Source organism: Rodentibacter trehalosifermentans, assembly GCF_002000545.1.
Classification (GTDB): Bacteria; Pseudomonadota; Gammaproteobacteria; order Enterobacterales; family Pasteurellaceae; genus Rodentibacter; species Rodentibacter trehalosifermentans.
This window is the reverse complement of the sequence record NZ_MLHL01000031.1, coordinates 1-23,091: the sequence shown is the minus strand read 5'-3', so window position 1 is coordinate 23,091 and position 23,091 is coordinate 1. Positions and strand designations below refer to the sequence as shown.

Here is a 23,091-nt window from a genome sequence, read left to right as displayed (position 1 = left end):
AAAAATGACCGCACTTTTTAATCTTTCGCATAATAAAGGCGAACTTAACGTTCGCCCAAATGAAAAGTGCGGTAGAAAATTAATGGGTTTTATACTCGTGCAAGGTAACGTTGTTCTTGGTAATCATCAAAGATTTGTTCATCTTCGGTCAGCACCGAACCACCCAAATCTTCCGCAAGGGTTTTAGCGGCACGAATCATCAATTTCAGATTGGCAAGATCATTGCCCGGCGAAGGTAACTTCATAAACAATGTAATGCCAATCGTGCTGAAATCCGTATTATAGGAGTCAAAACCGCCTTCATTTTGTAAGTTCGCCACACTAAATAAGATCGGGCTTGCCACACTTAAATCAAAATGGCGGTGATACATATTATTTTTGCCGAAAATAAAGCCTAAATATTCAAGAGATTGCACCAAACGTACACCGTGAAATTCACGATGTTGCGGTGAAATGACATAAAGCTGAATATAACCTGACGTTTGCTTTTTCACTTCCGCTTCAGGCTGGCGGGTTTCATTAAAATGCACGCTCGGTTTGACTTCATCCAATTCGCCTCGTGCCATTTGTGAAAGCTGTTCACGCAATTCGGGCGAGGAAGAATTAATCCCTTCCAATTCATTATTTTGCGATTCCAATTGCTCAAGGGTCATTGTTGCAGGATTTGCCGAAGTTTGAGGCTGTGCAGGTTTCATATTATATTCCATACGAACCGGTTCACGCACAGGTGTAGCATTCGGAATGGAAATTTTAATATCATCGACAGTTCGTTCGGTTTCACGATAATCGACCTGCGCCACAGGTTGTTCGTAATCAAAAGATTGCTGTGTAGCGATAGAAAGGGGTTGAGATGGCTGCACAGAAACCGCTTCTGATTCGGTAAGGGATTGTGCCGACGGCTCTTGTTGGTTTTGTGTGAAAGTGCGGTTAAATGTGTCTGCGTTTTTAAAATACTTTGATTTCTCACGACGATTTGACCATAATCCGTGTGCAACAAGGGCAACAAGTGCCACTACGCCTAAAATAATCAAGATGGTATTCAGATCCATTTTTGCTCCCTACAGGCAATGAAATTGCGCTAATGCTACCATATTTTGAAAAGTTAAAAAACAGGATGGATGGGGAATTTTGTGGCAAAAACACGGTCGAAACCGACCGCACTTACTCACCGTTAAGAAGGAAAAAAATGATTCATCAACAAGAAATTAAAGCCGGTTTTCATTATTTTGTAATGGGCTGGCATTTCATTACGCAAAAAGGGCTTCGCCGTTTCGTTCTTATGCCGATTTTACTCAATGTGGTTTTACTTTCCGGATTATTTTGGCTGTTTATTTCACAAATTAGCACAATGATTGATTGGCTGATGAGCTTTGTTCCGGATTGGCTCGGCTTTTTAAGTGTCATTTTATTAGTGCTGTCGGTGGGGATGATTTTATTACTGTTTTATTTCACTTTCACCACATTATCCGGTTTTATCGCCGCGCCTTTTAACGGATTATTGTCGGAAAAGTTAGAAAAAATGCTCACCGGCGAACCGATTAACGATGACGGTTGGCTGGATATGATGAAAGACGTGCCTCGAATGTTACACCGTGAATGGCAAAAATTGTGGTACAGCCTGCCCAAAATTATCGGCTTGTTTTTATTGGGTTTTATTCCTGTGGTGGGACAAACCATCGTGCCAGTTCTCACCTTTTTATTCACCGCTTGGATGATGGCGATTCAATACTGTGACTATCCTTTTGATAATCATAAAATTTCCTTTAATGTAATGAAAAATGCCTTGGGTGAACAACGTTCGCAAAGCCTCACTTTTGGTGGATTAGTCACTTGTTGCACGTTTTTACCTATCGTAAATTTAGTGATTATTCCCGTTGCTGTATGCGGTGCAACGGTGATGTGGGTCGAAAACTATCGTGATCGTTTACGTTTTGATATGAATTTTAATTATCGCCGTGATAGCGCTCCCACCGAGGTGGTAGCTCACACGAAAGGCACGGGTATTCGTACAAACAATAATCAAATTGTGAAATAGCGTTTGGTTATAAAATAGATCCAATAACTATTTTTTTTATCTAATGTTCGGTGTTATAACTGAGCCATCAAAAATAAAATCATCTTCATAAGGGAGTAAATATGACAATTTATGCGGATAATTCTTACAGTATCGGTAACACACCGCTTGTACGTTTAAAACATTTTGGTCATGGTAATATTGTGGCAAAAATTGAAGGCAGAAACCCGAGTTTTAGCGTGAAATGCCGCATTGGTGCCAATATGGTATGGCAAGCAGAAAAAGACGGAATCCTCACCAAAGACAAAGAAATTGTGGATGCCACCAGCGGTAATACCGGTATTGCGCTAGCCTATGTAGCAGCGGCTCGTGGTTATAAAATTACCCTCACAATGCCGGAAACCATGAGTTTGGAACGTAAGCGTTTATTACGTGGCTTAGGCGTGAACCTTGTGCTGACCGAAGGGGCAAAAGGTATGAAAGGTGCGATTGCCAAAGCGGAAGAAATTGTTGCCTCAGATCCGAATCGTTATGTGATGTTAAAACAGTTTGAAAACCCGGCAAACCCACAAATTCACCGTGAAACCACAGGAGTTGAAATTTGGAAAGACACAGAAGGGAAAGTGGATGTGGTGGTTGCCGGTGCCGGCACCGGTGGCACGATTACCGGGGTTTCCCGTGCCATTAAATTAGATTTTGGCAAAGCTATCACCTCAGTGGTAGTTGAGCCAACCGAATCACCTGTTATCACTCAAACCTTAGCCGGCGAAGAAGTGAAACCGGGTCCGCACAAAATTCAAGGCATCGGGGCCGGGTTTGTGCCGAAAAATTTGGATTTATCATTAATTGATCGCGTGGAAACCGTGGACAGTGACACCGCCATCGCTACAGCCCGTCGTTTGATGGCAGAGGAAGGTATTTTAGCCGGCATTTCTTCCGGAGCTGCGGTTGCCGTTGCTGACCGTATTGCAAAACTACCAGAATTTAAAGATAAGTTGATCGTGGTTATTCTTCCATCCGCATCAGAACGCTATCTCAGCACGGCGTTATTTGAAGGCATTGAAGCCTAATATCATTTCATCAATCACAAAGTGCGGCTGAAAATCGCCGCATTTTTTGTGGAAGATAAAACGCACATAAAAATGACCGCACTTGCGGCCATTTTTTAATTAACGACATTCAAAACTTGTCGCTTTATTTTCATCGCCACCGATATAAGTTGCCACTTTAGGATAGGCACAAATTGGCATTTGTTTATTTGGGTAGGTTTTGCTTTTGGCAAGCAAACTCTCAGGGGCTTGGTTGTTGTCGTGCCATTGTTCTAATGCGGTTAATGGGTCGAAATCATCCAAACCGTTGCCGCCACCGCAATGGGTAAGCCCCGGGGCGACGAAAAGTCGGGAAAATTTGTCCGCACTTTGGGTGTCGTTTTGTAACGCATTGAACCAAGCCACTTGGTCTTTGGCGGAAAACACCGGGTCTGACGCCCCTGTCACTACGATTAATTTACCGCCGTTGGCTTTGAAACTACTTAAATCCGTGGAAATGGCATCGTTGATGGCGCCGGTTTGATAAACTCGCGGTGTATCTTTATCGAAATCAAATTTCATCAAGTCAAAATCAGGCTGCATCGGAGTCATAAAATAGTAGGTCATTGAGCCACCGGAAAGCACAATGTTGCGGGCATTAGGCTCAGCAGTTTGAGAATCGCCCAATTTCCAAGAACGCCAGCCTTCTTGGTTGATACCTGAATCATAATACCAACCGCTATAAATTTGTTCGCCGTGACTATTTTTTGCCCCCTCAAAAATCGCTTTCAATACGGAAATTTTTTCTTTTGGCAAATCCAAAGAATCCGGTGTGAAATCACATTTTTCCCACCCATTGATAATGCCGTCTTTCAAGCCGTCTTTGGCATCGCATTGTGCCAACACCCCGTTGACGACTTTATCCAAATCCACTTGAGTTAAGGCATTGGCAAAAATTTTCTCACCTTTTTCGTTCGTTGGGGCAATTTTCATCAGCTGCTGATTATCCCATTGTTCCGCCACCGCTGCGCGGGAAAGGCGAAAACCGGGATTCGCCGCAATCACACCATCAAATTCAAGTGGATAACGTTGTGCTGCCATCATCGCGGCACGTCCACCATTTGAGCACCCCATAAAATAATGGTGTTTCGCTTTTTGTTGATAAGCGGTTTGAATTAACTGTTTCGCCACAGGCGTTGCCTTGCCGATGGCTTGATAGGCATAATCAAGACGCGCCTGCTGATCCGCCCCAAAATCAGGTGTCGGCGTTGGGTGGCCTGAATCCATTGACATCACCGCATAGCCACGCATTAACGCAGGCGTTGCCGTTGAGGTGCGAACCGGAATAGCGCCCACCGCAGGCGCAACAAAACCATCAAGCCCACCGCCCCCTTGGAACAGGAATTTATTGTTCCAATTTTCAGGCAAACGCAGCTGGAATTTAATACCGTAGTGCTTGCCGTCCGCCCCTGTTCGCGCTGCAATCTCGCCTTCCACAATACAATGGGAACCCGCTCTTAGGCTTTGCTTTGCACCACCGGTAAGTTCTGACATTCTATCCGCCGGCACTTCGCCACCGGCATTCCATTCCACTTTTTGAATCTCTGTATCAAAAATAGATGAAGCCTTCAATGCAAGACATTGTGCCTCATTGAAAACAGTTGAATTTGGGGACGCTTCTGCCAAAGCAGACTGGGAAATACCAAGTATGGCGAGAGAAAATATAGAAAGGGAAAATTTATTCATTGTTACTCCAAAAAATATAAAAAAACTGACCGCACTTTAACAGGAAATAGATCATCAATTTATAAAATACCAATCATCCTTCCCGTTCAAATTTAATCTCCATTAAACGGGAAAGAGCGGTTAAATTTAACCGCTCTTTCCTACTCTCTATCAGGAGAAATGACTATACTTCTTCGTTTTTTTCTGAAAACCGTTCGATTCTTGCACCTAAACAACGAAGTTTTTCTTCAATATGTTCGTAACCGCGATCAATGTGATAAATACGATCAACGATGGTTTCCCCTGTTGCAATACACCCCGCCAAAACCAAACTGATTGACGCCCGTAAATCCGTTGCCATCACCTCCGCCCCGAAAAGTTGAGCGACACCGTGGCATACCGCCGTATTACCCTCAATTTCAGCCTTGCCCCCCATACGGATGAGTTCTGGGATATGCATAAATCGGTTTTCAAAAATGGTTTCGGTGATAATACTCGTTCCTTCTGCCACCATATTTAATAAGGTGAATTGCGCCTGCATATCCGTTGGGAATCCCGGGTGGGGCGCTGTGCGAATATTCACGGCTTTTGGACGATTACCAAACATATCCAAGGTAATAGAATCTTCCGTCACATCGACTTGCGCACCGGCTTCACGTAATTTATCGATCACCGCATCTAAGGTATCCGCTTTGGTATTTTTACAGACGACACGTCCGCCTGAAATAGCCCCCGCCACTAAGAATGTTCCGGTTTCAATACGATCCGGTACGATACTATACTCACAACCTGTTAGATGATCCACACCTTCAATCGTAATATGATCCGAACCCGCACCACTGATTTTTGCCCCCATTTTATTGAGGAAATCCGCCGTATCCACAATCTCCGGTTCACGTGCAGCGTTTTCAATCACGGTTGTGCCTTTTGCAAGGGTCGCTGCCATCATAATGGATAAAGTCGCACCCACGCTCACTTTTTCCATCACAATACGCGTACCGATTAAGCGATCCATAACCTGCGCTTTTACATAACCTTCTTCAAGCACAATTTCGGCGCCCATCTTTTCAAGACCGCTAATATGTAAATCCACAGGGCGTGCTCCAATCGAACATCCCCCCGGCAAGGAAACCTGACCTTGGTGAAAACGTGCAACCAACGGGGCCAATGCCCAAATGGAGGCTCGCATGGTTTTCACTAAATCATAAGGCGCAGTAAAATGATCGATTTTTGAAGCATCCAATAAAACCGCACCGGTTTCATCACGTTCCGTCACAACACCCAATTTGCGTAAAATTTTAAGAGTGGTTTCAATATCTTTAAGTTCCGGAACATTGGTGAGTTTTACCGGCTCGGTCGCCAAGATAGTAGCAAAAAGAATGGGAAGTGCGGCATTTTTTGCCCCAGAAATCGTGACCGTACCGCTTAGGCGGGATTGTCCGCCATAAACACGAAATTTTTCCATATTAGAAATCCTAGTATTTTATTTAACTGAATTGATGTAGAAGACGATCCCTTTTCCACTTTTCGGTGGTGTAGGTTTTTATGGTTAAAGCATGAATTTCACCGGTGCTAAAGTAAGGCATAAGAGGGGCATAAACCGCTTGTTGTTGTTTTAATTTAGAGAGCGCAGCCAGTTCATCGCTCACCACAATCACCCCAAAATGAGCATTTTCACCTTGTGCGTACACTTCATCAACATTTAAAGATTCTTTTAAAATTCGTTCGATTTCTTTCAGTTCCATTTAGATTTCCATTTTAATGACGGCCGATAAAAGCAGTGATCCATTCTGATAAATTGACTAAATCAGCTAAGGTCAATAATTGTTGGGGAGGATTAACCAAATACACCGTTTTGTTTGGTAACTTTTGACTATCATGCAAAAAATCACAAAGCAATGCAAAACCGGCAGAATCAATTTTTGTTATCTCTGTTAAATCCCATTCGATAATCGGCTGATTTAACTTACTTTCAGATAAAAAAGAAGCACGTTGCTGCCATAAAGGTAACAACGTGTTACGAGATAGCTCCCCAAAAAATCGGAGCGCTATCTTATCATTGTTTTGGGTCAAATCCCAATTTAATGTCGCCATGGGATTATTTACTTAAGGTTACAGGTTGAGCGGCAGATTTTTGAATTTGTGCGGTTAAGGCATCAATTCCTTGTTGGCGTAAAATACCGCTCCATTCATTCTGTTTGGTCACTACCATACTTACCCCTTCAGCCACCATATCATAGGCTTGCCATTCACCAGTTTTACTGTTTTTACGCCATTTAAAATCCAATTTAATCGGTGCAGCCCCCCCATTTTGGATAATATTGACACGAATACTCACCAAGTTTTTATCGCCTACTTCTTTTGCCGGCTCGATTTGAATGTTTTGGTTGCTGTATGCGGTTAACACCTGCGCATAGGCTTGTTCAATAAAATCCCCAAAGGCTTTGAAAAACTTCTCACGTTGTTCCGGTGTGGTGGATTTAAAGTGTGAGCCTAACACCAAGGAACCCGCATAGTTCACTTGCACATAAGGTAATAAATCATTACGTACAATCGTACGCAAATAGTTTGGATTTTGTTTAATTTTTGCCTGATTGTTTTTAATATCGGCAAACAATTTATCCGATGCCTGCTGCATTAAAACATAAGGGCTTGTCGCCGCCACTGCTGAGCGGGCAACAAAAAGTGCGGTCATTGCAAAGGTTAAAATGGCAAACCATCTTTTAAACTGAGTGAGTTTCATCATAAATCTCCTAAATTAAAGGTTGTGCTTATTGTGCTGCCGGTTCTGTGTTTTCCACATTACCTTCCGTTTTTTTATCACCATAAAGGAATTGACCGATCAGATCTTCCAATACCATGGCGGATTTAGTGTCCTGTATTTGACTGCCGTTTTTTAACATTGCGGTTTCGCCGTCATCAAATCCCATTGTTAATGCGATATATTGCTCCCCCAATAACCCTGAGGTTTTAATGGACAGGGAGCTGTTTTCCGGAATTTCATTATATTCTTCATTAATCGCAATATTCACTTTCGGCAAATAGGTTTTCTCGTCTAATTCAATGCTGCTGACCCGCCCAATTACTACACCTCCAACTTTTAATGGGGCACGGACTTTTAGTCCGCCGATGTTATCAAAAGTTGCCGTCACGATATAAGATTTATTCTCACCGAACCCTTGCACATTTGCCACACGTAAACCTAAAAACACGAGAGCACCAATACCGAGTAATAAAAATAATCCGACCCAAAATTCATATTTAACATTTTGTCGCATAAAAATATCCTTTTAACCTGCCCCAAACATAATGGCAGTTAAGATGAAATCTAATCCGAGTACCACTAACGAAGCGTGTACAACGGTTCGAGTTGTGGCTTGACTAATCCCTTCCGAAGTTGGGACACAATCATAGCCGTTAAATAATGCAATCCACACTACAGCCATTGCAAAAAACAGACTTTTAATCAGTCCGTTAAAAATGTCATAGCCCCAGCTTACGGAATTTTGCATCACCGACCAAAAACTGCCGGCATCAACCCCTTTCCAATCAACACCAACCAGTGATCCGCCCCAAATACCGATCGCAATAAAAATAATAGAAAGGATCGGCATTGCAATAATACCTGCCCAAAAACGTGGGGCTATCACCCGACGCAATGGATCTACCGCCATCATTTCAAGACTGGAAAGTTGTTCGGTCGCTTTCATTAAACCGATTTCCGCCGTCAATGCAGAACCGGCACGACCGGCGAATAAAAGTGCGGTCACCACAGGACCTAATTCCCGCAAAAGCGACAATGCCACCAGTTGCCCAAGGCTGGTCTCGGCAGAAAAATCTACCAACACCACATAACCCTGCAAGCCCAACACCATTCCGATAAACAAACCGGAAAGCAAGATGATCAACAGCGATTGCACACCCAAAACATGCAATTGCTTAATTAACAATGGAAAATGTTGGCGAACTTGAGGTTTTCCCACCAACGCCCCAAACAGCATAAAACCGGCCCGCCCCAACGCACGGAAAAAGCGGATTACCTTACGCCCAAGCGAAGAAATTGTTTCAACGATCATTGGAATAATTCCTCCACATAATTTTCAGCCGGATAATGAAATCTCACCGGGCCGTCCGCCTCGCCTTTTAAGAATTGTAAAACCTGCGGATCTTGGCTCGCCAATAATTGTTCGGAAGTGCCCTCTGCAATCACGCGTTTATCCGCAATAATATAGGCGTAATCTGCGATGCTTAACACCTCCTGCACATCATGGGAAACAACAATGGAGGTCAAATTGAGAGCTTCATTTAATCGCTTAATTAAACTCACAATCACGCCCATACTGATGGGATCTTGTCCCGTAAAAGGTTCGTCAAACATAATCAAATCGGGATCGAGTGCAATAGCTCTCGCTAAAGCGGCACGACGTGCCATACCGCCTGAAAGCTCGGAAGGCATTAATTGTGCGGCACCACGCAATCCAACGGCTTCCAATTTCATCAACACAATCTGACGAATTAAACTTTCCGGCAAGCGGGTATGCTCCCGAATAGGAAACGCTACATTATCAAAGGTAGAAATATCCGTGAAAAGTGCACCGGATTGAAACAACATTCCCATACGTTTACGCACTTCGTATAATTCTCGATTGGAAAGACGACAAATATCTTTATCATCAAACCAAATTTCACCTTTCTCTGCTTGTAATTGCCCACCAATTAATTTCAGTAACGTGGTTTTTCCGATTCCTGACGGCCCCATAATTGCCGTAATCTTGCCCTTTTGGACTTTTAAATTCAGGTTATCGTAAATCACCCGTTCCCCCCGTTTAAAGGTAAGGTTTTTTACTTCAATTAGATTTTGATTCATTAAAATCTCATTCTTTCAATGATGGTGATTTACACCACCGATAATATTCAATTTGTAATGGATTAAGCCCATCGTAAAAAGTGCGGTCGTTTTGACTATGGTTTTAACAAAAGGTTCATACGACGATGTACTAACATCATCAGACCACGCAACATTAAAAACAACAACGATAAACCGTAAAGCGGTATATTCCCCAACACCGCATAAGGCGTTTTGCCTTCCGTTGGCGCAATGTTATGCATCAATGTGGTTTCCACAAATTGTGGTGCTTGGGCTAAAATTTCCCCCTTTGCCCCAATAAACACGGAAATACCGGTGTTTGTGGCTCGAATTAAAGGTTTCCCCAACTCCAATGCCCGCATTCTCGCCATTTGTAAATGTTGCCACGGTCCGATTGAATCACCAAACCACGCATCATTAGAGATCGTCAGTAAGAAATCCGTGTCTTTTTTCAAATTTTTGCGAACTTGCTCACCAAAAATAATTTCATAACAAATTGCCGGCGAAAATGACCGCCCTTTTGCCATTAAAGCGGGCTGTATTACCTCACCGCTTTGAAAAGCTGACATCGGCAAATTAAACACGGAATTTAATGGGCGTAGCCAATTTTCTAGTGGGACATATTCGCCAAAAGGCACTAAATGATGTTTGTTATAACGGTTTTCCGTTGAGAGTTGATAGGGAAAATCTGGATTGCCCGCGGTCACAATGGAATTAAGCAATTTGCCGGATTCCGCATCTTGATACACCGTGCCAATCATAATCTCCGTGCCTTTTTCTTTTGCCACACGATCAAGGCTTTCAAAAAATGGCACAATATTATTTTCCAATGTCGGCAAGGCAGATTCCGGCAGCACAATCAAATCACTTTTCCCCAAATTTTCTGCGATTAATTTTTGATAAATTTCCAATGTGGAATAAAAATACGCCGGATCCCATTTGAGGTTTTGCTCAATATTGCCCTGTGCAAGGGTTATGGTTAAGGCTTTATCTTCAATGGATTTTATAAACGTGATTTTTTGCGCATAAGTCGCCAAGCTACCAACAACGACAAGCAATAAAGCACTCGCCGATAATAATTTGCTATTTTTTTCTTTAAATAACACCAAAATGCCATTAAAAATGACCGCACTTGCCCAAACGGTAAAGAAAGTTAATCCGTCAACACCGAATATTGGGGCAATACCTGAAAACGGGCTATCAATTTGAGTGTAACCAAACTGTAACCAAGGGAAACCGGTGAAAATCCAACCCCGTAAAAATTCTGTGAACGTCCAAATTACCGCAAAAATCACCGCACTTTGCACTTGGAAACGTTGCACAAGGTAGGTGAAAAGCATCGGATAGAGGGCGAGATAGGCGGAAAGCAAACCCACAAGGAGATAGCTCACGCCCAGAGAGGCACCGCCAAATTGATGAATGCTGACATTCAACCAGCTCACGCCAAAACAAAAAAAGCCCATCGCCCATAAGAATGAGCCCCAAAGTGCGGTGGATTTTTTCGCAGTTTTTGCCACATAAAGTAGCCCAATTAGCGATACATACGCCATTCCCCAATAATCAAAAGGGGAGAAAGCAAAGACACCGGCAATACCGGAGACCATCGCAATGAAATAAGTCAATAAATTTTTCATTGGGGAAACTATCCGTTCAAGGAAATTACTCGGTTTTTTCTTCTATTATTGTCGCCATATCCGACAAATGCTCGTCCGGCACCGTCACACGCAACTGGATCAAACGGCGGCTGTCTGCGGAGGTGACTTTAAATTGAAGATTGCCTAAAACGACTTCCTCACCACGTTTCGGTAAATAACCGAAGGCTTGCATAACAAGACCGCCAATGGTATCTACTTCTTCATCATCAAAATTCGTATTAAAGTGTTCATTAAAATCATCAATATCCGTCAATGCACGCACCGCATAGGCGTGGCGGGAAAGTTGGCGGATATCGGCAATTTCTTCCTCATCAAATTCATCTTCAATATCGCCCACAATCTGTTCCAAAATATCTTCAATGGTCACCAATCCGGATACCGCACCAAACTCATCCACCACAATCGCCATATGAAAACGTTCTGAACGGAAATCTTTTAACATACGATCAACGCGTTTACTTTCCGGCACGATCACCGCCGGGCGTAAAAGTTTTGCCATATCAAATTCTTCCGCATCTTCGCGTAGGAATCTCAATAAATCTTTAGCATGCAAAATACCGGCGATATTATCCCGATCATCGGCATCGGCGATCACCGGAAAACGGGAGTGGGCAGATTCAATAATGGTGCTCAGACAGGCATTTAAATCTTGTTCTTCTTTGATAAAAATAATTTGAGAGCGGGGAATCATAATATCACGTACACGAAGCTCGGCAATTTCCATTACCCCCTCAATCATTTCGCGGGTGTTTTGATCGATTAAATCGTTTTGCTCGGAATCGCGGATCACTTCCACAAGTTCTTCACGATTTTTTAACTCACCTTGAAAAAAGCGACCGAATAAAGATTGAAAAAAAGATTTTTTGTTATTTTCCGATTGCGTTAAATTTTGTTGTTCGTCACTCATATTTTATTTTGATAGTTCAAATCTGCGGCGGAAAAGTACCATATTTTGCCAGGGTTCGCAAAGAGAATACATAAAAAAGCAAGCTGCAGTGAAATACTCAATATTTTTCACCTAGTTGGGTCGCAAGATTCGTCTTGTATGTTTTTCCTCACTCATTATAATCTTCGGCTTTTTAGATGAAATAGGAGTTTTATGATGAAAAAAACATTTTTAAAATTAACCGCACTTGCTGCCTCTGCCTTCGTTTTGGCGGCTTGTAATGAGAAAAATTCGGGCGAAAACGTTGAACAAGCGAAACCGAAAGTGGTTTTCTTAGCCGGAGCGACCGGTGTTATTGGCGAGCCGTTAAGCAAAACCTTGGTAGAAAAAGGCTACAAAGTTTATGGCACGACACGCAGTGAAAATAAGGCTAAAGTCCTTGAAGAAATGGGCGTTGTTCCCGTTGTGGTGGATGTGTTTAATGCCGCAGCGTTAGAACAAGCCGTTGTGGAGGCAAAACCCGATGTGGTGATTAATGAGCTTTCTTCCTTACCAAAAGGGTTGAAAGAAGAAGAAATGGAAGAAGGGCTAAAACGTGATAGTAAAATTCGCATTGAAGGAACAAAAAATTTAGTTGCGGCGGCAGAAAAAGCCGGTGTGAAAAAATATATCGCACAAAGTTTTATGTATTATGCCCCAAGTGATCACTCGGTGACGGAAGAAGGGGAATGGTATGATGAAAATGATGCTCTCTATGGTGAATCAATCAAATCAATCAAATCATTGGAAACGCAAACATTAGCGGGCAAATTCACCCCAGTTGTTTTACGCTATGGCTGGATCTATGGCGGTAAATCAGGCTTTGATACTGCACCGGAAGGCTATGCGGGCATTCATGTAAACGCATTGGTTGATGCCACCGTTCGTGCTGTCGAAGCAAATTTAAACGGCGTGTATAATGTGGCGGAAGACGGCCCTGTCGTGGACTCAAGCAAATTCAAAAACGCCGTGCCTGAGTGGAACGCAAAATAATTCCGTCCTTAATGCTAATCTAAATTTGTTGCTGAACCTTTCAATACTCAATGATGTAAGGTTCGGCAATTATTTTTTTCTGAGTATCTTATGAACCAATTTTTTCAAAAATTTGTCGATGTCAAACCCAATGAAATCAAAGCACTCGCTTGGTCTTGGCTTTATGTTTTTGCGCTTTTTTTGGCCTATTATACCCTTCGCCCCATTCGTGATGAGTTAGGGGCGGCAGGCGGAGTAAAATCCCTCACTTGGCTGTTTACCGCATCTCTTGTGGCGATGTTATTGCTCACTCCGCTTTATGGTTACTTGGTGAAACGTTGGCGGCGTGAAAAATTTATCGCCATTGCCTACCGTTTCTTTATGCTCAACCTTGCCATCTTCGCCGTTTTAATGGCGATCGCAACGGGCGATATACTAGTGTGGACCGGTCGAATTTTCTTTATTTGGGTCTCGGTTTTCAATCTTTTTGTGGTGTCGGTGTTTTGGTCGTTAATGTCCGATGTTTTCACCACCGAGCAAGGCAAACGCTTATTTGGCTTTTTGGCAACAGGGGCAACCGTGGGTGGCATTGCCGGTTCTGCTTTTGTTTCCGCTTTTTCCGCGACATTTAATCATTATGTGTGGCTTACATTTTCGGTCTTTTTATTGGAAATCACCGTATTCGCTGCCAAACGGATTTCCACCTTAGGCACAAAAGAAATTCAAACTCATCAGAATGATAATAAACAAATTGGTGGGAATGTTTGGTCGGGTTTAATCCGAGTGTTTCGCTCCCCTTATTTACTTGGTATTTCCGCCTTTATTTTGCTTTATTCCATCACCTCAACGGTACTTTATTTCCAGCAAGCGGATATTGTGAACGCCAATATCACAAATAAAGCGGAACGAACGGCATTTTTCGCCAACATTGATTTGTGGGTAAACAGTCTGACTTTACTTTTCCAATTAGGCTTAACCGGACGCTTAATGAAATATTTTGGCATTCTTCCCGTATTAGCCGTCTTGCCATTACTGAGTGCGGCAAGTTTCGCCCTGTTGGCCGCTTATCCTACTGTGGCGGTTTTTGTCTTTGTACAAGTCGCCAGACGGGTTAGCAATTTCGCCTTTACCCGTCCGGCACGTGAAGTGTTATTTACCCGGCTAAATCGTGAGGATCGCTATAAAGCGAAAAGTGTTATTGATACCTTAATTTATCGCTCTGGAGATCAAATCGGCTCTTGGGGCTATGCAGGGCTAACGGCACTCGGACTCAGCTTAACAGCAATTTCTTGGTTGGCAGTGCCACTCTGTGGGATTTGGTTTCTTTTAGCCTTTTGGTTAGCCAAAAAAGAAAATCCTTATAAAAATTAAATCTACAGGGGCTTAACTTAGCCCCTAAATTGAAATTCCGTCCACTGATAATACCGCTCATTTGCTTTTTGGATTCCGCCATAATTTTGCCATTCCGGGTGATTCGGCGTATCCGGTAAACACTGGGTTTCCAGTGCGACACCGGCGAAATCGGCATATTTTTCGCCATTTCGTTTTGGTGTGCCGGCAAGATAATTGCCCGTATAAACCTGCAAGGCAGCTTGGGAAGTTCGCACTTCGAGGCTTAAATCTCCGTTGGGCGAAGTCAATAAAACACAAGGTTTCTGCCAGGCTTTGTTCACAATGAAAGAATGATCATAACCTTTGGTCGCTAGCTGATCGTCTTGTAAAAAATCCTGTTTGATCGCTTTCGCCACTCGGAAATCGAAACTTGTTCCCACCACGTGTTTAAGGGGCGAATTGGGAATCCCCTCCTCATCCACCGATAGGTAAAAATCCGCATTTAGACGTAAACTATGTTCACGGATATCCGAACCTTGCTCCGCATTTTCTAAATTGAAATAGGCGTGATTGGTGAGATTTAATGCGGTATCTTGATCGCTACCCCCCTCATATTCGATTTTCACCGCATTATCTTCAGTAACAGTGTAGGTCACAGTGACATTTACATTTCCCGGAAAACCCTGATCACCATCAGCGGAATAAAGGGAAAAACACACGAAATTTTCACCGCACTTTTGCATTTCCCAACGGCGTTGAGCAAATCCCTCTCCGCCATGGAGCTGATGCTTCCCTTGATTTGCGGTAAGATGCACCATTTGCCCGTTTAGCTCAAATTGAGCGTTGGCAATGCGATTAGCGTAACGCCCCACGCTTGCACCTAAATAAGCTTGTTGAACGGGGTAATCTTCTATTTTGCAACCCAATAATACTTCTCGTAATTCATCCTTTACAGGAACTTGGCAAGAAAGCCAAGTTGCGCCCCAGTCCATTAATTTAATTCGCATCCCTTTTTCATTTTGTAAGGAAACAATCTGATAAGGTTTGCCATCAGGCGCATTGAATGTAGTTTTTTCTAACATAATTTTCCTTTAGACGACACGCACGCCCTGCGATGCGGTACAAACATAAAACGTTTCTTTTAAGCCGGTTGTTTTTTCATAATTATCCTCAATGATTTTACGCACGGCATCCACTTTATCATGTGGTGCAAGGGCAACAATGCAACCGCCAAAGCCACCGCCCGTCATTCTTGCGCCGCCATTTTTACCAATGGCAAGTTGCGCCAATTCGACCAAATAATCAATTTGCGGCACGGTAATTTCAAAATCGTCACGCATTGAATCGTGAGATTGTGCCATTAATTCGCCTAATCGGGCTAAATCATTGTTTGTTAATGCCTCCACCGCATCCAATACGCGTTGATTCTCTGTCACTACATGGCGAGCTCGTTTAGCGATGAAGGGATCAAGTGCGGTCAATTCCGCTTCTTTTTCTTTGAATTTTTCCACAGATACATCACGTAGGGCTTTCACGCCAAAAAATCCTGCGGCACGCTCACATTGGCGGCGGCGGGTATTATATTCTCCGGTCACTAAATCGTGCGGCACATTGGAATTCACAATAATCACCGCCACATCTTGTGGCATCGGTGTTGCCTTCGTTTCAAGACTACGGCAGTCGATCATTAATAAATGATCTTGCTGCCCTAATGCGGAAATAAGTTGATCCATATTGCCGCAATTTGCCCCCACAAATTGATTTTCTGCCTTTTGTCCAATCAATGCAATATTCGTATGGGAAAGAGGTAAATCCGACAATTGTTGGCAAAATTTACCCACGGCAACCTCAAGGGAAGCGGAGGAACTTAGCCCGGAAGAAAGCGGCACATCGCCTGAAATCACCAGATTCGCCCCTTGCTTAAAATCCGGGCAACGCTCTTGAATAAATTTCACGACCCCACGTACATAATTCGCCCATTTTTGCGTACTTTTTTCAATAGTTTCATTGAGGGAAAACTCATCGGTTTCGTTTAAATCTGCCGCATAAACCTGCCAAATGCAATCATTCCGTTTTGTTCCACTAATCGCTGTACCAAAATTAATCGCACAGGGCATCACAAAACCGTCATTATAATCAGTATGTTCACCGATAATATTGACACGTCCCGGTGCATAAACGGTAAGTGAGGGACGGGAATGAAATGTTTGTGTGAAAATATGCTGTGATTGTTGGATTGGATGGCTCATTGTTATATCCCCTAATTGATTAATTTTATAAAAATAGACCGCTCTTTTGTTTAAAAGGGGCTATGCTCTCTCTTTATAATGAATTTCACTCAATGCCCGTAACCGTTCTGCTGCCTGCTCAGCAGTTAAATCCCGCTGACTTTCTGCCAACATCTCATAACCCACCATAAATTTACGTACGGTGGCAGAACGTAGTAATGGCGGATAAAAATGCGCATGGAGCTGCCAATGTTCGTTTTCTTCACCATTAAAAGGAGCAGCATGAAACCCCATGGAATAAGGAAAGGAAGTTTCAAATAAATTGTCGTATTTCGTTGTCAATTTTTTCAATGCGATGGCTAAATCTTTCGATTGAGTGTCACTTAATTCCGTTAAACGTTTCACATGAGTTTTAGGAAGTAACAAGGCTTCAAAAGGCCAAGCCGCCCAATAAGGAACGAGAGCCACCCAATGATCCGTTTCCACGACAATTCGCTCTTTTAATTCCAACTCACGCTTCACATAATCTACCAACATTACTGAACCGTATTTTTGAAAATAATCGTGCTGAGAGCGATCTTCACGAACAACCTCATTTGGTAAAAAGCTGTTCGCCCAAATTTGTCCGTGTGGATGTGGATTAGAACACCCCATTGTTTCACCTTTGTTTTCAAAAATCTGAACCCATTGATATTTTTTACCCAGTTCTTGCAGCTGCGCTTGCCAAACTTTAATGACTTCTTCAATTTCAAGTGCGGTCAATAATGGCAATGTTTTGCTGTGATCCGGCGAAAAACAAATCACTCGGCTTTCACCACGAGCTTGCGAGCTCTGAAAAAGCGGATCCTGTGATGTTTCCGGTGCGGGCGTATCCTCTAAAAGAGCGGAAAAATCATTTTTGAATACGTAGGGCTTGTGATAATTAGGATTGATTTCTCCCGTTATCCGCTTATTACGCGGACAAAGATAACAATTCGGATCGTAATGAGGTTTCTGTTCTTCATTGACTTTTTCTTGCTGACCTTGCCATGGTCGCTTTGCCCGATGAGGGGAAATCAATATCCATTGATCAATCAGTGGATTATAACGACGGTGCGGGTGATTCGTTGGTTCAAATACAACCTCATTATTCATATACTTGACTCCTTCATTATACTTATTAAATTGTAATCGGTTACATTTATTGGTTTCTTAAGATACCTAAATTCTTCAAAGTAAACCGTGATCCATATCACAAAATCAAAATTCAACAATGGTATTTTGTGATCTTTATTACAAAATAAGAAAGTAACCGTTTTCAAATTTACAATAAATTATTATGATGATTTTGTCATAAGTCTAAATCATAGAGAGAAGATTATGAGCACTATTCATGATGTTGCAGAATTGGCAAAAGTTTCCGTGGCAACAGTATCCCGCGTGTTAAATAACCACCCTTCGGTCAGCTCTAAAACCCGTCTTGCCGTGCAGGAGGCTATCGCTCAATTAAATTACCAACCTAATGCTAATGCACAAGCACTTGCCGTACAAAATACGGATACGATTGGGGTGGTTGTAACCGATGTCACGGATGCATTTTTTGCTATCTTAGTCAAAGCTGTCGATAAAGTTGCCGAAAAACATCATAAAACTATTTTAATCGGTATTGGTTATCATCATGCAGAAAAAGAACGGGAAGCTATTAATACCCTATTGCGGAAACGTTGTAGCTGTTTGGTCGTTCATTCAAAAGCACTTTCCGATAAAGAACTTACAGACTACCTCAATAGTGTGAAAGGTATGGTGATTATTAATCGTGTCATTAAGGGATACGAGAATCGCTGTGTCAGTTTGGATAATCAAAAAGGCACTTATATCGCAACAGAAATGTTGATCCGTCATGGCCATAAAAAAATTGCTTATATCGGTTCAAATCACGCCATTTTTGATGAGGTTGAACGTCGAAGCGGCTATCTGGAAGCCTTAAAAGCATATAATTATCCGATTGTCGAACACGCCATCACCCATAATTCACCGGATTTTGAAGGAGGCGAACAAGCAATGATTGATTTACTCAGTTATAACAAGGACTTAACAGCTGTTATTGCCTACAATGATTCCATGGCGGCGGGGGCAATTTCGGTCCTAAATGAAAACAATATCAAAGTACCGGGTCAGTTTTCCATTATCGGATTTGATGATATGCCGATTGCACGTTACTTGATCCCTAAGCTCACAACAATTCGCTATCCTATTGATTTAATGGCAACTTATGCAGCAAACCTTGCATTAAGTTTGGTCGATCAAAAAATTGAAACGCCATCAGTGATTCAATTTAACCCAACTTTAGTACGCCGTTTCTCAGTTGAATCGATAAGTTAAAATGTGATAATTATCACAAATTTCAATATTGTTTTGTAATCGTTTCCATTTATGTGAGTTTGATCACAGACTAAAGAAGATTTTTTAAGTATGCTCAGTAGCGAGTTGTAGAAGTAAATACATTTTTTGTTCACATCAACCTTCCAATTAGGAGTGTTTTATGAAAAAAACAGCAGTATTAAGTGCAGTCGCATTAGCAATCGGTTTAACTACAGCAACAGCGGGCTATGCCGCAGATAATCGTATTGGTGTAACTATTTATAAATACGATGACAACTTTATGTCATTAATGCGAAAAGAAATTAACAAGGAAGCACAGGCATTAAAAGGTATTGAACTATTGATGAATGATTCACAAAATGCTCAGTCAATTCAAAACGATCAAGCTGATGTATTACTTTCTAAAGGCGTGAAAGCGCTTGCAATTAATTTGGTTGATCCGGCTGCAGCACCGACCATCATAGGTAAAGCCAAACCAGATAATATTCCTGTCGTATTCTTCAATAAAGATCCCGGTGCAAAAGCAATCGGTAGCTATGACCAAGCTTACTATGTGGGAACTGATCCAAAAGAATCCGGCATTATCCAAGGCGATTTAATCGCCAAACAATGGAAAGCGATGCCTGAGCTTGATTTAAATAAAGATGGCAAAATCCAGTTTGTTCTCTTAAAAGGCGAGCCGGGACACCCTGATGCGGAAGCCCGTACAAAATATGTTGTCGATCAATTAAATAAAGTAGGTATCCAAACCGAGCAATTATTTATTGATACCGGTATGTGGGATGCGGCGATGGCAAAAGATAAAGTCGATGCTTGGTTATCCAGTTCAAAAGCGAATAGTATTGAAGTGATTATTTCTAATAATGACGGTATGGCATTAGGTGCATTGGAGGCCACAAGAGCTCACGGTAAAAAATTACCTATTTTTGGTGTAGATGCGTTACCTGAGGCACTCCAACTTATCAAAAAAGGGGAGCTTGCCGGAACAGTATTAAATGACGGTGTAAATCAAGGAAAAGCTGTTGTTCAATTAGCTAATAATCTTGCACAAGGCAAAAGCGCAACTGAAGGTACAAAATGGGAATTAAAAGATCGTGTTGTACGCATTCCTTATGTCGGAGTAGATAAGGATAATTTGGATGAGTTCTTAAAATAATCACTCAATGATATAAACCTTAGGGGAAGTTTTCTTCCCCATTTTTAAATGAGGTTGATATGACGGCTCAAAATTTAAGTCAAGATAGTCAAGTGTTACTCACTATGACGAATGTCAGTAAATCCTTTCCCGGTGTAAAAGCCTTAGATAATGCAAATCTAACCGTTCGTTCACATTCTGTTCATGCTTTGATGGGAGAAAATGGTGCGGGAAAGTCCACATTGTTAAAATGCCTGTTTGGCATTTATGCCAAAGACGAGGGTGAAATTCTTTTTTTAGGAAAAACTGTAAATTTCAAAACATCAAAAGAAGCTCTCGAAAATGGAATTTCAATGGTACACCAAGAACTTAATCTTGTACGCCAAACCACCGTGATGGACAACTTATGGCTTGGACGTTATCCGCTTAAAGGTCCGTTCGTAGATCACACTAAAATGTACAATGATACTAAAGCGATTTTTGATGAACTGGATATTGATGTGGATCCAAGAGAAAAAGTTGCCAAGCTTTCCGTTTCTCAGATGCAGATGATCGAAATTGCGAAAGCCTTTTCTTATAACGCCAAAATTGTAATTATGGATGAACCAACCTCCTCTCTTTCAGAAAAAGAAGTGGAACATCTGTTTAAAATCATTCAAAAATTAAAAGAGAGAGGTTGCGGTATTATTTATATTTCTCACAAGATGGATGAAATTTTCAAGATTTGTGACGAAATTACTATTTTACGTGATGGAAAATGGATCAATACTGTTTCTGTCAAAGATTCAACCATGGAACAAATCGTTTCGATGATGGTAGGACGTGAGCTTACACAACGTTTTCCTGAAAGAACCAATGTGCCAAAAGAAGTGGTTCTGAAAGTTGAAAATTTAACCGCATTAAACCAACCTTCCATTCAAGATATTTCTTTTGAATTGCGTAAAGGTGAAATTCTAGGTATTGCCGGCTTAGTGGGTGCAAAAAGAACAGATATTGTGGAAGCAATTTTTGGTGTACGAGAACTAAAAAGTGGAACGATTAAACTTCACGATAAAATTGTGAAAAATCGAACCGCACTTGAGGCAATTAATAATGGATTTGCACTCGTCACCGAAGAACGTCGTTCCACCGGGATCTATTCTAATCTAAGCATTGAATTTAACTCTTTGATTTCAAATATGAAATCCTATCTCACGCCTTGGAAATTGCTGAGTAATAAAAAAATGCGTAGCGATACTCAATGGGTGATTGATGCGATGAATGTAAAAACGCCTTCACATAAAACCACAATTGGTTCGCTTTCAGGTGGGAATCAACAAAAAGTCATCATTGGTCGTTGGTTACTTACCCAACCGGAGGTTCTTATGCTTGATGAACCGACGCGTGGTATTGACATCGGGGCAAAATTTGAAATTTACCAACTCATTCAAGAACTTGCCAAAAAAGATAAGGGGATCATTATGATATCCTCTGAAATGCCGGAATTACTCGGTACCACAGATCGTATTCTCGTGATGAGTAACGGTAGAATGGCAGGCATTGTCGAAAGCGCAAAAACTTCCCAAGAAGAAATTTTGCAGTTAGCAGCAAAATATTTATAACAACAAAAGGAACGAATTATGAGTGCCTTAGATAAAAATAAATCCTTTGATATTTTAAAACAAAATGCGATCTATTTTGTGCTATTGATTTTACTCGGCATTATCATTGCACAAGATCCAACATTCTTAAATCTGATGAATTTCAGTAATATCCTGACTCAATCCTCTGTCCGTCTTATTATCGCACTGGGTGTAGCAGGTTTACTGGTTACTCAAGGTACCGACCTATCTGCCGGTCGTCAGGTTGGTTTAGCTGCGGTTATCTCCGCAACTTTACTGCAATCTATGGAAAATATGAATCGAGTATTCCCTGAGCTGGGAGAAATTCCTATTCCTGTTGTAATTCTGACTGTTTGCGCTGTAGGAGCTGTCATCGGTTTGGTCAATGGTTTAGTTATTGCTTACTTAAACGTTACACCATTTATTGCAACAATGGGCACCATGATTATCGTGTATGGTTTTAACTCGCTTTACTATGATGCAGTAGGTGGCTCTCCAATTGCCGGATTTAACGAAAATTTCTCCGCTTTTGCTCAAGGCTTTTTCCGCTTTGGCAGCTTTAAACTTTCCTATATCACAATTTATGCTGCCATTGCCGCCTTCTTAGTATGGGTAATGTGGAATAAAACCCGTTTCGGTAAAAATATCTTTGCTATTGGTGGCAATCCAGAAGCGGCTAAAGTTTCAGGTGTTAATGTGGCACGCAATCTTGTAGCTATCTATATCATCGCAGGGATGTTCTATGCCTTCGGCGGAATGTTGGAGGCCGGTCGTATAGGTTCGGCAACGAACAATTTAGGTTTCATGTATGAATTAGATGCCATTGCCGCTTGTGTAGTGGGTGGGGTGTCATTCGCCGGTGGTGTAGGCACAGTGATCGGTGTGGTAACGGGAGTCATTATTTTTACCGTCATCAACTACGGCTTAACTTATATCGGCGTAAATCCTTATTGGCAATACATTATCAAGGGAAGCATTATTATTTTAGCTGTAGCTATTGATTCTCTAAAATACGCGAAGAAAAAATAAAATAGTAAGTTTGATGCAAAATATCCACCTTTAATTTCCACAGAGGTGGATTTTTTTACGACATAATTTATATGTAGTTTTAACAAAATCGTAAAGATGGTTGCACTAAAAGAGCGGCTGATTTTTCATGAGTTTTTAGACTGATAGCATAAAATAAAAACTTCGGAAAAATCGACCGCACTTTGTTTTTGTTTCACTATCGCTGATTAGGTTGATGTT

22 protein-coding genes are annotated in these 23,091 nt (G+C 41.8%); 8 read left to right on the top strand and 14 right to left on the bottom strand.

Features of this window, described 5'->3' with window-relative positions; translation table 11 throughout:
- Nucleotides 1-89: 89 nt before the first annotated feature.
- Nucleotides 90-1,049, bottom strand: coding sequence for a cell division protein ZipA (gene zipA, locus BKK52_RS06185; protein ID WP_077474355.1), 960 nt, complete (start codon nucleotides 1,047-1,049; stop codon nucleotides 90-92).
- 137 nt (nucleotides 1,050-1,186) lie between these two features.
- Between zipA and cysZ the strand changes: the two genes are divergently transcribed.
- Together cysZ and cysK are read left to right on the top strand one after the other, a co-directional pair.
- Nucleotides 1,187-2,035: a sulfate transporter CysZ gene (cysZ, locus tag BKK52_RS06180; protein ID WP_077478262.1), complete on the top strand. Its 849-nt coding sequence runs from the start codon at nucleotides 1,187-1,189 to the stop codon at nucleotides 2,033-2,035.
- A 101-nt stretch (nucleotides 2,036-2,136) separates the two neighbouring features.
- A complete protein-coding gene (gene cysK, locus BKK52_RS06175; RefSeq protein WP_077420301.1) occupies nucleotides 2,137-3,084 on the top strand; it encodes a cysteine synthase A in 948 nt (315 codons plus the stop codon).
- 99 nt (nucleotides 3,085-3,183) lie between these two features.
- On the opposite strand, the gene BKK52_RS06170 is transcribed toward cysK, so the two are convergent.
- The 10 genes from BKK52_RS06170 to corC all read right to left on the bottom strand — a co-directional run bounded on the left by BKK52_RS06170 (nucleotide 3,184) and on the right by corC (nucleotide 12,196).
- Complete coding sequence (locus BKK52_RS06170; RefSeq protein ID WP_077474357.1) at nucleotides 3,184-4,788, bottom strand: tannase/feruloyl esterase family alpha/beta hydrolase; 1,605 nt, start codon at nucleotides 4,786-4,788, stop codon at nucleotides 3,184-3,186.
- Between the two features lie 163 nt (nucleotides 4,789-4,951).
- Nucleotides 4,952-6,232, bottom strand: a complete 1,281-nt coding sequence (murA, locus tag BKK52_RS06165; protein ID WP_077478261.1) for a UDP-N-acetylglucosamine 1-carboxyvinyltransferase — start codon at nucleotides 6,230-6,232, stop codon at nucleotides 4,952-4,954.
- 22 nt (nucleotides 6,233-6,254) lie between these two features.
- Entirely contained in the window at nucleotides 6,255-6,512 is a 258-nt protein-coding gene (locus tag BKK52_RS06160; protein ID WP_077474359.1) for a BolA family protein, read from the bottom strand.
- Between the two features lie 13 nt (nucleotides 6,513-6,525).
- Nucleotides 6,526-6,861: an STAS domain-containing protein gene (locus BKK52_RS06155; protein WP_077474360.1), complete on the bottom strand. Its 336-nt coding sequence runs from the start codon at nucleotides 6,859-6,861 to the stop codon at nucleotides 6,526-6,528.
- A gap of 4 nt (nucleotides 6,862-6,865) precedes the next feature.
- A complete protein-coding gene (mlaC, locus tag BKK52_RS06150; RefSeq protein WP_165688475.1) occupies nucleotides 6,866-7,510 on the bottom strand; it encodes a phospholipid-binding protein MlaC in 645 nt (214 codons plus the stop codon).
- 28 nt (nucleotides 7,511-7,538) lie between these two features.
- Entirely contained in the window at nucleotides 7,539-8,045 is a 507-nt protein-coding gene (gene mlaD / locus BKK52_RS06145; RefSeq protein ID WP_077420313.1) for an outer membrane lipid asymmetry maintenance protein MlaD, read from the bottom strand.
- A 12-nt stretch (nucleotides 8,046-8,057) separates the two neighbouring features.
- Nucleotides 8,058-8,843 (bottom strand): lipid asymmetry maintenance ABC transporter permease subunit MlaE, encoded by a 786-nt coding sequence (mlaE, locus tag BKK52_RS06140; protein ID WP_077420315.1) that lies wholly within the window; start codon nucleotides 8,841-8,843, stop codon nucleotides 8,058-8,060.
- Complete coding sequence (gene mlaF, locus BKK52_RS06135; RefSeq protein WP_077420316.1) at nucleotides 8,840-9,634, bottom strand: phospholipid ABC transporter ATP-binding protein MlaF; 795 nt, start codon at nucleotides 9,632-9,634, stop codon at nucleotides 8,840-8,842. Before mlaF ends, mlaE begins: the two co-directional genes overlap by 4 nt.
- A gap of 95 nt (nucleotides 9,635-9,729) precedes the next feature.
- On the bottom strand, nucleotides 9,730-11,268 hold the full coding sequence (gene lnt, locus BKK52_RS06130; protein WP_077478259.1) for an apolipoprotein N-acyltransferase: 1,539 nt from the start codon (nucleotides 11,266-11,268) through the stop codon (nucleotides 9,730-9,732).
- A gap of 25 nt (nucleotides 11,269-11,293) precedes the next feature.
- The gene (gene corC / locus BKK52_RS06125) at nucleotides 11,294-12,196 is read right to left on the bottom strand and encodes a CNNM family magnesium/cobalt transport protein CorC (protein WP_077478257.1); all 903 of its coding nucleotides are present in this window, start codon (nucleotides 12,194-12,196) and stop codon (nucleotides 11,294-11,296) included.
- Between the two features lie 195 nt (nucleotides 12,197-12,391).
- Here corC and BKK52_RS06120 point away from each other — a divergent pair, with 195 nt between their 5' ends.
- Both BKK52_RS06120 and BKK52_RS06115 read left to right on the top strand, forming a co-directional pair.
- The gene (locus BKK52_RS06120) at nucleotides 12,392-13,207 is read left to right on the top strand and encodes an NAD-dependent epimerase/dehydratase family protein (RefSeq protein WP_143531393.1); all 816 of its coding nucleotides are present in this window, start codon (nucleotides 12,392-12,394) and stop codon (nucleotides 13,205-13,207) included.
- Between the two features lie 90 nt (nucleotides 13,208-13,297).
- Nucleotides 13,298-14,557 (top strand): NTP/NDP exchange transporter, encoded by a 1,260-nt coding sequence (locus tag BKK52_RS06115; RefSeq protein ID WP_077478254.1) that lies wholly within the window; start codon nucleotides 13,298-13,300, stop codon nucleotides 14,555-14,557.
- A 17-nt stretch (nucleotides 14,558-14,574) separates the two neighbouring features.
- On the opposite strand, the gene galM is transcribed toward BKK52_RS06115, so the two are convergent.
- From galM to galT, 3 genes are read right to left on the bottom strand one after another with little or no spacing between them, the layout of a single operon-like run.
- The gene (galM, locus tag BKK52_RS06110; RefSeq protein WP_077478252.1) at nucleotides 14,575-15,600 is read right to left on the bottom strand and encodes a galactose-1-epimerase; all 1,026 of its coding nucleotides are present in this window, start codon (nucleotides 15,598-15,600) and stop codon (nucleotides 14,575-14,577) included.
- 9 nt (nucleotides 15,601-15,609) lie between these two features.
- A complete protein-coding gene (galK, locus tag BKK52_RS06105; RefSeq protein WP_077474600.1) occupies nucleotides 15,610-16,767 on the bottom strand; it encodes a galactokinase in 1,158 nt (385 codons plus the stop codon).
- 60 nt (nucleotides 16,768-16,827) lie between these two features.
- Nucleotides 16,828-17,880 (bottom strand): galactose-1-phosphate uridylyltransferase, encoded by a 1,053-nt coding sequence (gene galT / locus BKK52_RS06100; RefSeq protein WP_077474599.1) that lies wholly within the window; start codon nucleotides 17,878-17,880, stop codon nucleotides 16,828-16,830.
- A gap of 225 nt (nucleotides 17,881-18,105) precedes the next feature.
- Here galT and BKK52_RS06095 point away from each other — a divergent pair, with 225 nt between their 5' ends.
- The 4 genes from BKK52_RS06095 (at nucleotide 18,106) to mglC (ending at nucleotide 22,872) form a co-directional block, all read left to right on the top strand.
- Nucleotides 18,106-19,107, top strand: a complete 1,002-nt coding sequence (locus BKK52_RS06095; RefSeq protein WP_077474598.1) for a substrate-binding domain-containing protein — start codon at nucleotides 18,106-18,108, stop codon at nucleotides 19,105-19,107.
- A 160-nt stretch (nucleotides 19,108-19,267) separates the two neighbouring features.
- Nucleotides 19,268-20,263: a galactose/glucose ABC transporter substrate-binding protein MglB gene (gene mglB, locus BKK52_RS06090; protein ID WP_077478250.1), complete on the top strand. Its 996-nt coding sequence runs from the start codon at nucleotides 19,268-19,270 to the stop codon at nucleotides 20,261-20,263.
- 59 nt (nucleotides 20,264-20,322) lie between these two features.
- A complete protein-coding gene (mglA, locus tag BKK52_RS06085; RefSeq protein ID WP_077474596.1) occupies nucleotides 20,323-21,843 on the top strand; it encodes a galactose/methyl galactoside ABC transporter ATP-binding protein MglA in 1,521 nt (506 codons plus the stop codon).
- 18 nt (nucleotides 21,844-21,861) lie between these two features.
- Nucleotides 21,862-22,872, top strand: coding sequence for a galactose/methyl galactoside ABC transporter permease MglC (mglC, locus tag BKK52_RS06080; RefSeq protein WP_077474595.1), 1,011 nt, complete (start codon nucleotides 21,862-21,864; stop codon nucleotides 22,870-22,872).
- Nucleotides 22,873-23,091: the final 219 nt, after the last annotated feature.

What these genes read in the sequence shown, in the direction of transcription:
- zipA (WP_077474355.1), bottom strand. Translation starts at nt 1,049, where the DNA reads ATGGATCTGAATACCATCTTGATTATTTTAGGCGTAGTGGCACTTGTT.
- cysZ (WP_077478262.1), top strand. Translation starts at nt 1,187, where the DNA reads ATGATTCATCAACAAGAAATTAAAGCCGGTTTTCATTATTTTGTAATG.
- cysK (WP_077420301.1), top strand. Translation starts at nt 2,137, where the DNA reads ATGACAATTTATGCGGATAATTCTTACAGTATCGGTAACACACCGCTT.
- BKK52_RS06170 (WP_077474357.1), bottom strand. Translation starts at nt 4,788, where the DNA reads ATGAATAAATTTTCCCTTTCTATATTTTCTCTCGCCATACTTGGTATT.
- murA (WP_077478261.1), bottom strand. Translation starts at nt 6,232, where the DNA reads ATGGAAAAATTTCGTGTTTATGGCGGACAATCCCGCCTAAGCGGTACG.
- BKK52_RS06160 (WP_077474359.1), bottom strand. Translation starts at nt 6,512, where the DNA reads ATGGAACTGAAAGAAATCGAACGAATTTTAAAAGAATCTTTAAATGTT.
- BKK52_RS06155 (WP_077474360.1), bottom strand. Translation starts at nt 6,861, where the DNA reads ATGGCGACATTAAATTGGGATTTGACCCAAAACAATGATAAGATAGCG.
- mlaC (WP_165688475.1), bottom strand. Translation starts at nt 7,510, where the DNA reads ATGAAACTCACTCAGTTTAAAAGATGGTTTGCCATTTTAACCTTTGCA.
- mlaD (WP_077420313.1), bottom strand. Translation starts at nt 8,045, where the DNA reads ATGCGACAAAATGTTAAATATGAATTTTGGGTCGGATTATTTTTATTA.
- mlaE (WP_077420315.1), bottom strand. Translation starts at nt 8,843, where the DNA reads ATGATCGTTGAAACAATTTCTTCGCTTGGGCGTAAGGTAATCCGCTTT.
- mlaF (WP_077420316.1), bottom strand. Translation starts at nt 9,634, where the DNA reads ATGAATCAAAATCTAATTGAAGTAAAAAACCTTACCTTTAAACGGGGG.
- lnt (WP_077478259.1), bottom strand. Translation starts at nt 11,268, where the DNA reads ATGAAAAATTTATTGACTTATTTCATTGCGATGGTCTCCGGTATTGCC.
- corC (WP_077478257.1), bottom strand. Translation starts at nt 12,196, where the DNA reads ATGAGTGACGAACAACAAAATTTAACGCAATCGGAAAATAACAAAAAA.
- BKK52_RS06120 (WP_143531393.1), top strand. Translation starts at nt 12,392, where the DNA reads ATGAAAAAAACATTTTTAAAATTAACCGCACTTGCTGCCTCTGCCTTC.
- BKK52_RS06115 (WP_077478254.1), top strand. Translation starts at nt 13,298, where the DNA reads ATGAACCAATTTTTTCAAAAATTTGTCGATGTCAAACCCAATGAAATC.
- galM (WP_077478252.1), bottom strand. Translation starts at nt 15,600, where the DNA reads ATGTTAGAAAAAACTACATTCAATGCGCCTGATGGCAAACCTTATCAG.
- galK (WP_077474600.1), bottom strand. Translation starts at nt 16,767, where the DNA reads ATGAGCCATCCAATCCAACAATCACAGCATATTTTCACACAAACATTT.
- galT (WP_077474599.1), bottom strand. Translation starts at nt 17,880, where the DNA reads ATGAATAATGAGGTTGTATTTGAACCAACGAATCACCCGCACCGTCGT.
- BKK52_RS06095 (WP_077474598.1), top strand. Translation starts at nt 18,106, where the DNA reads ATGAGCACTATTCATGATGTTGCAGAATTGGCAAAAGTTTCCGTGGCA.
- mglB (WP_077478250.1), top strand. Translation starts at nt 19,268, where the DNA reads ATGAAAAAAACAGCAGTATTAAGTGCAGTCGCATTAGCAATCGGTTTA.
- mglA (WP_077474596.1), top strand. Translation starts at nt 20,323, where the DNA reads ATGACGGCTCAAAATTTAAGTCAAGATAGTCAAGTGTTACTCACTATG.
- mglC (WP_077474595.1), top strand. Translation starts at nt 21,862, where the DNA reads ATGAGTGCCTTAGATAAAAATAAATCCTTTGATATTTTAAAACAAAAT.